Below are 9,035 nucleotides of genomic sequence, written 5' to 3'. Positions count from 1 at the left end.
GGGCCCCGGCGGGGCCCCCCGCCCCCCCCCCCCCCCACCCCCCCCCCCCCCAGCCCCCCCGGGGGGGGGGGTCGCGGCGGGGGGCCATACAATTATTTTCGTTTTTTGGGGGGGGGGGGGGCCCCCCCCCCCCCCCCCACCAGTCTACGTGCCCTTGCCGGTCGGTTCCTTCGTGCGCTTCTCGACGGGGCCGCGGCGCACCGAACCCGGCGCGTTCCAGTCCTGGCGCTTCCTCGCCCGCTTCCGCGCCGCCTCGGAGGACTGCAGCTGGTACGGGACGGAGGTCACCATCACGCCGGGGGTGAAGAGGAGCCGGCCCTTGAGGCGCAGGGCGCTCTGGTTGTGGAGCAGGTGCTCGTACCAGTGGCCGACGACGTACTCCGGGATGTAGACGGAGACGGCGTCGCGCGGGCTCTCGCGGCGCATGTTCTTGACGTACTCGATCACCGGCCGGGTGATCTCGCGGTACGGCGAGTCGAGGATCTTCAGCGGTACGTTGATCCCGCGCCGGTCCCACTCCTCCCGCAGCGCCCTGGTCTCGGCCGGGTCGACGTTGACGCTCAGCGCCTCCAGCTCGTTCGCGTGCAGCAGCTTGGCGTACGCGAGCGCGCGCAGTGTCGGCTTGTGCAGCTTGGAGACGAGGACGACGGAGCGGACGCGCGAGGGGCGCACGTACTCGTCGGGGCGCTCCTCGGCGGCGGCGATCTCGTCCGCCACGGAGTCGTAGTGCCGGCGGATCGCGGTCATCGTCCCGTAGAAGATCACCATGCCGAGCAGGGCGACCCAGGCGCCGTGCGTGAACTTGGTGGCGAGGACGACGACCAGGACCAGGCCGGTGAAGAAGGCGCCGAAGGTGTTGATCGCGCGGGAGCGGATCATGTGGCGGCGCTTGGCCGGGTCCTTCTCGGTCCGCAGGTGGCGGTTCCAGTGCCGGACCATGCCGGTCTGGCTGAGGGTGAAGGAGACGAAGACGCCGACGATGTACAGCTGGATCAGCTTCGTCGAGTCGGCCCCGTAGACCCAGACCAGGAGGGCAGCGGCGCCGGCGAGCAGCACGATGCCGTTGGAGAAGGTGAGCCGGTCGCCGCGGGTGTGCAGCTGGCGCGGCAGGTACCGGTCCTGGGCGAGGATCGAGCCGAGGAGCGGGAAGCCGTTGTACGCCGTGTTGGCGGCCAGGAAGAGGACGAGCGCGGTGGCCGCGGCGAGGAGGATGAAGAAGAACGTTCCGTCGCCGAACACGGCGGCCGCGACCTGGGAGATCACCGGGTCCTGGACGTAGCTCTCGCCGACCGGCACACCGTCGCGGAGCAGGTCGACAGCGGGGTTCTCGGCCATCCGTACGTCGGTGGCGAGCGCCAGGAAGATGATGCCGCAGAACATGGTGACGGCCAGCGCGCCCATGAGGGCGAGCGTGGTGGCGGCGTTCTTCGACTTGGGCTTGCGGAAGGCGGGGACGCCGTTGGAGATCGCCTCGACGCCGGTGAGGGCGGCACAGCCGGAGGAGAAGGCGCGCAGCAGCAGGAAGAACAGCGCGAAGCCGGCCAGACCCTGGTGCTCGGGCTTGATCTCGAAGTCGGCGGTGGGGGCCTTCATGGTGTCGTCGAGGACGATCCCCTTGTACGCGCCCCAGGCGATCATGATGAAGACGCCGGCGACGAAGACGTACGTCGGGATGGCGAAGAGGCTGCCCGACTCCTTCACCCCGCGCAGGTTCATCAGCGTCAGCAGCACGATGACGCCGACGGCGCAGAGGACCTTGTGCTCGACGACGAAGGGGACGGCCGAGCCGAGGTTCTCGATCCCGGAGGAGATCGAGACGGCGACGGTCAGGACGTAGTCGACGAGCAGGGCGCTGGCGACGGTCAGTCCGGCCTTCGGGCCGAGGTTGGTGTTGGCGACCTCGTAGTCGCCGCCGCCGCTCGGATAGGCGTGGACGTTCTGCCGGTAGGACGCGACGACCGTGAACATCAGTACGACGACGGCCAGCGCGATCCACGGGCTGAAGTGGTAGGCCGACAGACCCGCGATCGACAGGACGAGCAGCACCTCGCCGGGTGCGTACGCCACCGAGGACAGCGGGTCGGAGGCGAAGACGGGGAGGGCGATGCGCTTCGGGAGCAGGGTCTCCCCGAGCTTGTCGCTGCGCAGAGCCCGTCCGATCAAGATCCGTTTGGGCAGGTCGGTCAGTTTGGACACGGAGAGGATCGTAAGCGTTCGAAAACAGCCATGCTCACCGCGACCCCCAATCCGCACGGAATCTCCCTGGCGGGGACCGCGGATGCGGTCCCCCAAGGTGTTGCCGCATAAGCTCGGATCGGGCAGCTCGGCAGAGCGCTGCCCGCCACGGCCCGGGCCAGTCGGGTGAGGAAAGTTGTGAGCAGGGTGTATTCGCAGGTCAGTAAGACGATCAGGAGTGCGGGGTAAGGGGACGTGCACATCGTCATCATGGGCTGCGGGCGAGTGGGAGCCGCTCTCGCGCAGACCCTGGAGCAGCAGGGGCACACCGTGGCCGTCGTGGACCAGGACCCGACGGCTTTCCGCCGTCTCGGCTCCGGCTTCGGCGGACGGCGTGTCACCGGCGTCGGCTTCGATCAGGACACGCTGCGCGAGGCGGGGATCGAAGAGGCCGGTGCCTTCGCCGCGGTGAGCAGCGGCGACAACTCGAACATCATCGCCGCCCGGGTCGCCCGCGAGATGTTCGGCATCGAGAACGTGGCCGCCCGGATCTACGACCCCCGGCGCGCCGAGGTCTACCAGCGTCTCGGCATCCCGACCGTCGCGACGGTCCGCTGGACCGCCGACCAGATGCTGCGGCGCCTTCTGCCGTCCGGCGCCGAGCCGCTGTGGACCGACCCGAGCGGCGGGGTACAGCTCGCCGAGGTGCACACCTCCCCGGCGTGGATCGGCCACAAGATCAGCAAGCTGCAGGACGAGACCGGCGTGCGCGTGGCGTTCCTCACCCGGCTGGGCGAGTCGATCATCCCGTCCTCGCAGACCGTGCTGCAGGAGGGCGACCTCGTTCACGTGATGATGCGCACGGACGAGATCGCGAAGGTCGAGGAGGCCTTCGCCGAGGGTCCCGAGGAGGGCGGTCACTGATGCGTGTCGCAATTGCGGGCGCGGGTGCGGTGGGCCGTTCCATCGCGGGCGAGCTCCTGGAGAACGGCCACGAGGTGCTGCTGATCGACAAGGCGCCCACCGCCATCTCGGTGGAGCGGGTGCCGCAGGCGGAGTGGCTGCTCGCCGACGCCTGCGAGATCACGTCCCTGGACGAGGCGGCGCTCCAGCGCTGCAACGTGGTGATCGCGGCCACCGGTGACGACAAGGTGAACCTGGTCGTCTCGCTGCTCGCGAAGACCGAGTACGGCGTGCCGCGCGTCGTCGCCCGGGTGAACAACCCCAAGAACGAGTGGCTCTTCAACGAGTCCTGGGGCGTGGACGTCGCCGTGTCGACGCCGCGCCTGATGTCGGCCCTGGTGGAGGAGGCGGTGAGCGTCGGCGACCTGGTCCGGCTGCTGCGCTTCAGCCACGGTGACGCGAACCTGGTGGAGCTGACGCTTCCGCCGGAGTCGGCGATCGCGGGGACGGCCGTGGGTGATGTCGCCTGGCCGCAGGACACCTCCCTGGTGACGATCATCCGCGGCTCGCGGGTGCTGACCCCGAGCCCCGAGGAGACCCTGGAGGCGGGCGACGAGCTCCTCTTCGTGGCCGCCCAGGCGCGCGAGGAGCAGCTGGAGGACCTGCTGTCGGTCCGCCGCGAAGAGGGCGCGCCGAGGGACTGACGCGCCGCGCCGCGAGGTGCGCAGGACGTACGGGAAGGGCCCGGGACCTCTGAGAGGTCCCGGGCCCTTCCCGTTTCGGTGGTGAGGCTCACGGCTCGCGCGTGCCTGTGGTGCGTGCGAGCCTGCCCGCGGCTGCCGCGTGCGGCTCACAGCACCCTTCTGGTGCCCTCACCCCGCGTCTCGTACGGCTCCGGGGGTTTTACGACTCCCGCTCTCGCGTCGCGGCCGCCTTGCGGGCCTTCTCGGCCTCCTCCTCCGCCTCCATCTCGGCGAAGACGTCGATCGGCGGCGGGGCCTTCGCCAGGAAGACCCACGTCAGGTAGACCGCGAGCAGGAAGGGCGGGATCTTCAGCGCGACGAGGACCCAGCCGAACTTGGTCGTGTCGGCCCACCAGTACATCGGGAAGAGGATGGCGCACTTGGCGAGGAGGATGAACCCCCACGCGTAGCTCGCCTTCGTGTAGGCCTTCTTGCGGCCGGGGTTACGTGTCCGCCAGGAGAGGTTCTCCTTGAAGACCGGGCCGAGGATCAGGCCGATCAGCGGGACGCCGGCGAGCGCGGTGACGAGGTACGCGAGGGCGAGGCCCAGCGTGTACAGCATGCCCGGCAGGTAGAAGTCCTTGGCGTTGCCGGTCATCATCGCGAAGACCACACCGAACGCCACGCCGAACACACCGCTGAAGGCGTGCTTGACGGTGTCCCGGCGGATCAGCCGGACGGCGACCAGGACCAGGGAGACCCCGAGCGCCGCGATCGCCGAGACGTGCAGATCCTTGTTGATCGTGAAGATCGTGACGAAGAGGAGGCCGGGGAGGACCGTCTCGATCATGCCCCGCAGGCCGCCGAAGGCCTCGAACAGCGCGGCCTCGGTGACCTCCTTCGCGGCCTGTCCCTGCGGAGCGCCCTGACTGTCCGGGGCGTCCTGATCCGTCGTCGGCTTGTCGAGCGACGTCACCGGCTACTCCTGTCCGAGCGGTCGGAGCTCGTATTTGGGGTTGAAGAGGACCCGCCGACCGTGGCTCATGGAGATCCGGCCGGAGGCGATCAGCTTGCGGCCCGGCTCGATGCCCACGATGGACCGCCGGCCCAGCCACACCACGTCCAGCGGGGCCGTGCCGTCGAACAGCTCGGCCTCGAGGGCGGGCACACCCGCCCGGGGGCGCAGCGTGACCGTGCGCAAGGTACCAGTCACCTTGACTATCTGGCGGTCGGAGCAGTCGCAGATACGCGTGCAGCCCGTCGCCTCGGCGTCCTCCTGGAGCTCGACGGACTCCAGCTCCTCCTGCGAGGTGGACAGCCGGTCGAGCATCCGGCGGAACCGTCCGGCCGGCTTCTCTGTACGCGGTGCAGCACTCATACAGAAAGCGTACCGGCCCCCACCGACTGCGGAACCGGCCCTCCGAACGGGCTGCTCACGGCCCCGTCACGGCCTCTCCACGGGCCTCTCCGGACGCTCCCTCGACCGCTCGCCCTCATGCTCTCCGACCGCTCCCGCATGCCTCGCCGGGCACGCCCGCCCGCCTCTCCGGGCACGCCCGCCCCCCTCTCCGGGCACGCCCGCCCCCCTCTCCGGGCACCTCCGCCCGACTCTCCGGGCACCTCTGCCTGCCCCTTCGGGCACCCCGCCCGCCCCTTCCGGCACCCCCGCGCTCCGTCGGGCACTCCCCAACCTCCGTCGGGCGCCTCCGCGCGCGCCTTCGGTCACGTCCGCGGGTCGATTCAGCGCTCGAAGCGGTAGCCCATGCCCGGCTCGGTGACGAAGTGGCGCGGGTGCGAGGGGTCGACCTCCAGCTTCCGCCTCAGCTGCGCCATGTAGACCCTCAGATAGTTGGTCTCCGTGCCGTACGACGGGCCCCAGACCTCCTGGAGGAGCTGCTTCTGGCTCACCAGGCGCCCGCTGTTGCGGACGAGCACTTCCAGCAGGTGCCACTCGGTGGGCGTGAGCCGTACGTCGCGGCCGTCGCGGTGGACCTTCTTCGCGGCCAGGTCGACCGTGAAGCCCTCGGTCTCGACCGTGACGACGCTGTCGTCGCCGCCGACCGGTTCGGCCCTTCGGACCGCGGCGCGCAGCCGGGCCAGGAGCTCGTCCATCCCGAAGGGTTTGGTGACGTAGTCGTCGGCTCCGGCGTCGAGGGCCTCGACCTTCTCGTCGGAGGTCTGGCGGGCCGAGAGCACCAGGATGGGCACGCGGGTCCAGCCGCGCAGGCCCTTGATGACCTCGACACCGTCGATGTCCGGCAGGCCGAGGTCGAGGACGACCACGTCGGGATGGCGTTCGGCGGCGAGCCGAAGGGCGGTGGCGCCGTCGGGCGCCGCGTCCACCTCGTACTTGCGCGCCTTGAGGTTGATCACCAGCGCGCGGACGATCTGCGGCTCGTCGTCGACGACGAGAACCCGGGTCATCGAGGGCTTCCTTCTCTCTGCTGCGTACGTCGGGGGGTACGGGGATCTCCTGGGCGTAGGACCATCAGGTCACTCGCCCCTCGGTGCCACCGGGCGTCACGTGGTGACCCGGGCCGGCACGTCGGCGGCGGGTGGCGCCGGGGGCCTCCGCCCCGTCACCGCCTTGAGGGTGATCGTCATGGTCAGGCCGCCGCCGGGGGTGTCCTCCGCGGTGATGGTGCCCCCCATGGCCTCCACGAAGCCGCGGGCGACCGCGAGCCCGAGGCCGACGCCGGAGCCGCGCGGGGCGTCGCCGAAGCGCTGGAACGGCTCGAAGATGCCCTCCTTGCTCTCGTCCGGCACCCCGGGTCCCCGGTCGACGACCCGCAGCTCGACCCGGTCGCCGAGCGCGCTGGCGGAGACGACCACCGGCACCCGCTCCGGACTGTATTTCACGGCGTTCTCGACGATGTTGGCGACGACGCGCTCCAGGAGTCCCTTGTCGACCTCGACCATCGGCAGCGTCTCGGGGATGTCCAGCTCGGCGCTGCCGTCGGGCACCCCGCCGAGCGCCATCGGGACGACCTCGTCGAGGTCGATGGAGCGGATCAGCGGGGTGACGGTCCCGGTCTGGAGCCGGGACATGTCGAGGAGGTTGCCCACCAGGTGGTCGAGCCGGTCGGCGCCCTCCTCGATGCCCTCCAGGAGTTCCGCCCGGTCCTGCTCGGACCACTCGACGTCGTCGGAGCGCAGGGAGGACACGGCCGCCTTGATGCCGGCGAGCGGGGTACGGAGGTCATGGCTGACGGCCGCGAGCAGGGAGGTGCGGATCTTGTTGCCCTCGGCCAGCTTGCGGGCCTCCTCGGCCTCGCCGACGAGCCGCTGCCGGTCCAGTACCACCGCCGCCTGCGCGGCGAACGCGCCGAGCACGCGCCTGTCCTCGGCGGGCAGCACCCGTCCGGTCAGGGCGAGGGCCAGGTGTTCCCCTACGGGCATGTCCACGTCGGCGTCCTCGGGCCGGACGACGGGGCGTGCCCCCACGCTCGCGGCGCAGGTCCACGGCTCCACGTCGCTCTCCCGTTCGAGGAGCGCCACGGATTCCATGGCGAACGTCTCGCGGAGGCGTTCGAGCAGGGATTCCAGGCTGGACGCTCCTCCTGGCTCGGCCGGGGAGACCCCCACGCGCAGCACGCTGCCCGCGAGGAAGGAGAGCGTCTCGGCCTCGGCGCGCAGCCGGGCGGCCTGGTGGGTGCGGCGGGCCGCGAGGTCGACCACCGAGGCCACGGCCACGGCGACGCCGAAGAAGACGGCGATCGCGACGATGTTCTTGGGGTCGGCGATCGTCACCTTGTGCAGCGGCGGCGTGAAGAACCAGTTCAGCAGGAACGATCCGAAGGCGGCGGACGCGAGGGCCGGCAGGAGGCCGCCGAGCAGCGCGGAGGCGACGGTGAGCGCCAGGAACAGCAGCATGTCGTTGGCGAGGCCGAGGTCGGCGTCGACATGGGTGAGGAGCACGGTGAGGAGGGCGGGGCCCCCGACGCCGACGAGCCAGCCCCAGATGATCCGGGAGCGGCCGAGGCGCGCGCCGCGGGCGACGGGCAGTCCGCGTCCCTTGGCCACCTCCTCGTGGGTGACGATGTGGACGTCGAGGTCGGGGCCGGACTCGCGGGCGACGGTCTGGCCGACGCCGGGGCCGAACACGTACTGCCAGGTCTTCCGGCGGCTGGAGCCGAGGACGATCTGGGTGGCGTTGACGCCCCTCGCGAACTCCAGGAGGCCGGAGGGGACGTTGTCGCCTATGACGTGGTGGAACGTTCCTCCGAGGTCCTCGACCAGCGTCCGCTGGACCGCGAGCTCCTTGGGCGAGGCGGCCGTGAGGCCGTCGCTGCGGGCGATGTAGACGGCGAGGACCTCGCCGCCCGCGCCCTTCTCGGCCAGCCGCGCGGCCCGCCGGATGAGCGTGCGGCCCTCAGGTCCGCCGGTGAGCCCGACGACGATCCGCTCGCGGGCCTGCCAGGTGGAGCGGATGCCGTGCTCGCCCCGGTACTGCTGGAGGTACTCGTCGACCCGGTCCGCGGTCCAGAGCAGCGCCAGTTCGCGCAGGGCCGTGAGGTTCCCCGGGCGGAAGTAGTTCGCGAGCGAGGCGTCGATCCGGTCGGGCTTGTAGATGTTGCCGTGGGCCATGCGGCGGCGCAGGGCCTGGGGCGACATGTCGACCAGCTCGATCTGGTCGGCGCGCCGCACCACCTCGTCGGGGACGGTCTCCTGCTGGCGTACGCCGGTGATCGACTCGACGACGTCGCCCAGCGATTCGAGGTGCTGGATGTTGACCGTCGATATGACGTCGATGCCCGCGGCGAGCAGCTCCTCGACGTCCTGCCAGCGCTTGGAGTGCCGGGAGCCCGGCACATTGGTGTGGGCCAGCTCGTCCACGAGGGCGACAGCCGGCTTCCTCGCGAGGACCGCGTCGACGTCCATCTCGGTGAAGGAGGTGTCGCGGTACGCGAGGGTACGGCGCGGGACCTGTTCGAGGCCGTGCAGCATGACCTCGGTACGCGGCCGGTCGTGGTGCTCGACGAGGGCGACGACGCAGTCCGTGCCGCGCTCGACCCGGCGGTGCCCCTCGGACAGCATCGCGTAGGTCTTGCCGACACCAGGTGCCGCGCCGAGGTAGATCCGTAGCTTGCCCCGTCCCATGCCATGACCTTACGTCCAGCGAATCGGACATTCCGCACAAGGGGCAAGGGTGACGAGCCGTATTGACGGGATTCTGATGGGGCGGTCGCGGGGGGGGGGCGGGCCCGGCGGGGCCCCCCCCCCCCCCCCCCCCCCCCGCGGGCCCGCCCGCCCAGTGCGCCCCCCCCGCCCGGC

7 protein-coding genes are annotated in these 9,035 nt (G+C 71.0%); 2 read left to right on the top strand and 5 right to left on the bottom strand.

Annotated elements, in window-relative coordinates; translation table 11 throughout:
• Nucleotides 1-144 precede the first annotated feature (144 nt).
• Nucleotides 145-2,196 (bottom strand): APC family permease, encoded by a 2,052-nt coding sequence (locus tag ACZ3IJ_RS35430; protein WP_467475211.1) that lies wholly within the window; start codon nt 2,194-2,196, stop codon nt 145-147.
• 234 nt (nt 2,197-2,430) lie between these two features.
• On the opposite strand from ACZ3IJ_RS35430, the gene ACZ3IJ_RS35425 reads away from it, so the two are divergent.
• Nucleotides 2,431-3,099 carry a potassium channel family protein gene (locus ACZ3IJ_RS35425; protein ID WP_352188034.1) on the top strand — a complete coding sequence of 223 codons (669 nt, stop codon included), beginning with the start codon at nt 2,431-2,433 and terminating at the stop codon, nt 3,097-3,099.
• Nucleotides 3,099-3,782, top strand: a complete 684-nt coding sequence (locus ACZ3IJ_RS35420; RefSeq protein WP_352188033.1) for a potassium channel family protein — start codon at nt 3,099-3,101, stop codon at nt 3,780-3,782. The genes ACZ3IJ_RS35425 and ACZ3IJ_RS35420 overlap by 1 nt, the downstream gene beginning before the upstream one ends.
• Before the next feature lie 199 nt (nt 3,783-3,981).
• Here ACZ3IJ_RS35420 and ACZ3IJ_RS35415 read toward each other — a convergent pair whose 3' ends face one another.
• The 4 genes from ACZ3IJ_RS35415 to ACZ3IJ_RS35400 form a co-directional block, all read right to left on the bottom strand.
• On the bottom strand, nt 3,982-4,737 hold the full coding sequence (locus ACZ3IJ_RS35415; protein ID WP_467475208.1) for a DUF3159 domain-containing protein: 756 nt from the start codon (nt 4,735-4,737) through the stop codon (nt 3,982-3,984).
• Between the two features lie 3 nt (nt 4,738-4,740).
• Complete coding sequence (locus tag ACZ3IJ_RS35410) at nt 4,741-5,139, bottom strand: OB-fold nucleic acid binding domain-containing protein (protein ID WP_385854261.1); 399 nt, start codon at nt 5,137-5,139, stop codon at nt 4,741-4,743.
• Between the two features lie 362 nt (nt 5,140-5,501).
• Nucleotides 5,502-6,185: a response regulator gene (locus ACZ3IJ_RS35405; RefSeq protein ID WP_361441844.1), complete on the bottom strand. Its 684-nt coding sequence runs from the start codon at nt 6,183-6,185 to the stop codon at nt 5,502-5,504.
• A gap of 96 nt (nt 6,186-6,281) precedes the next feature.
• A complete protein-coding gene (locus tag ACZ3IJ_RS35400) occupies nt 6,282-8,861 on the bottom strand; it encodes an ATP-binding protein (RefSeq protein ID WP_467475206.1) in 2,580 nt (859 codons plus the stop codon).
• Between the last annotated feature and the right edge of the window lie 174 nt (nt 8,862-9,035).

The organism is Streptomyces sp. NPDC013317 (assembly GCF_055563155.1).
The sequence above is the reverse complement of the archived record's forward strand: the minus strand, read 5'-3'. Positions and strand labels throughout refer to the sequence as shown.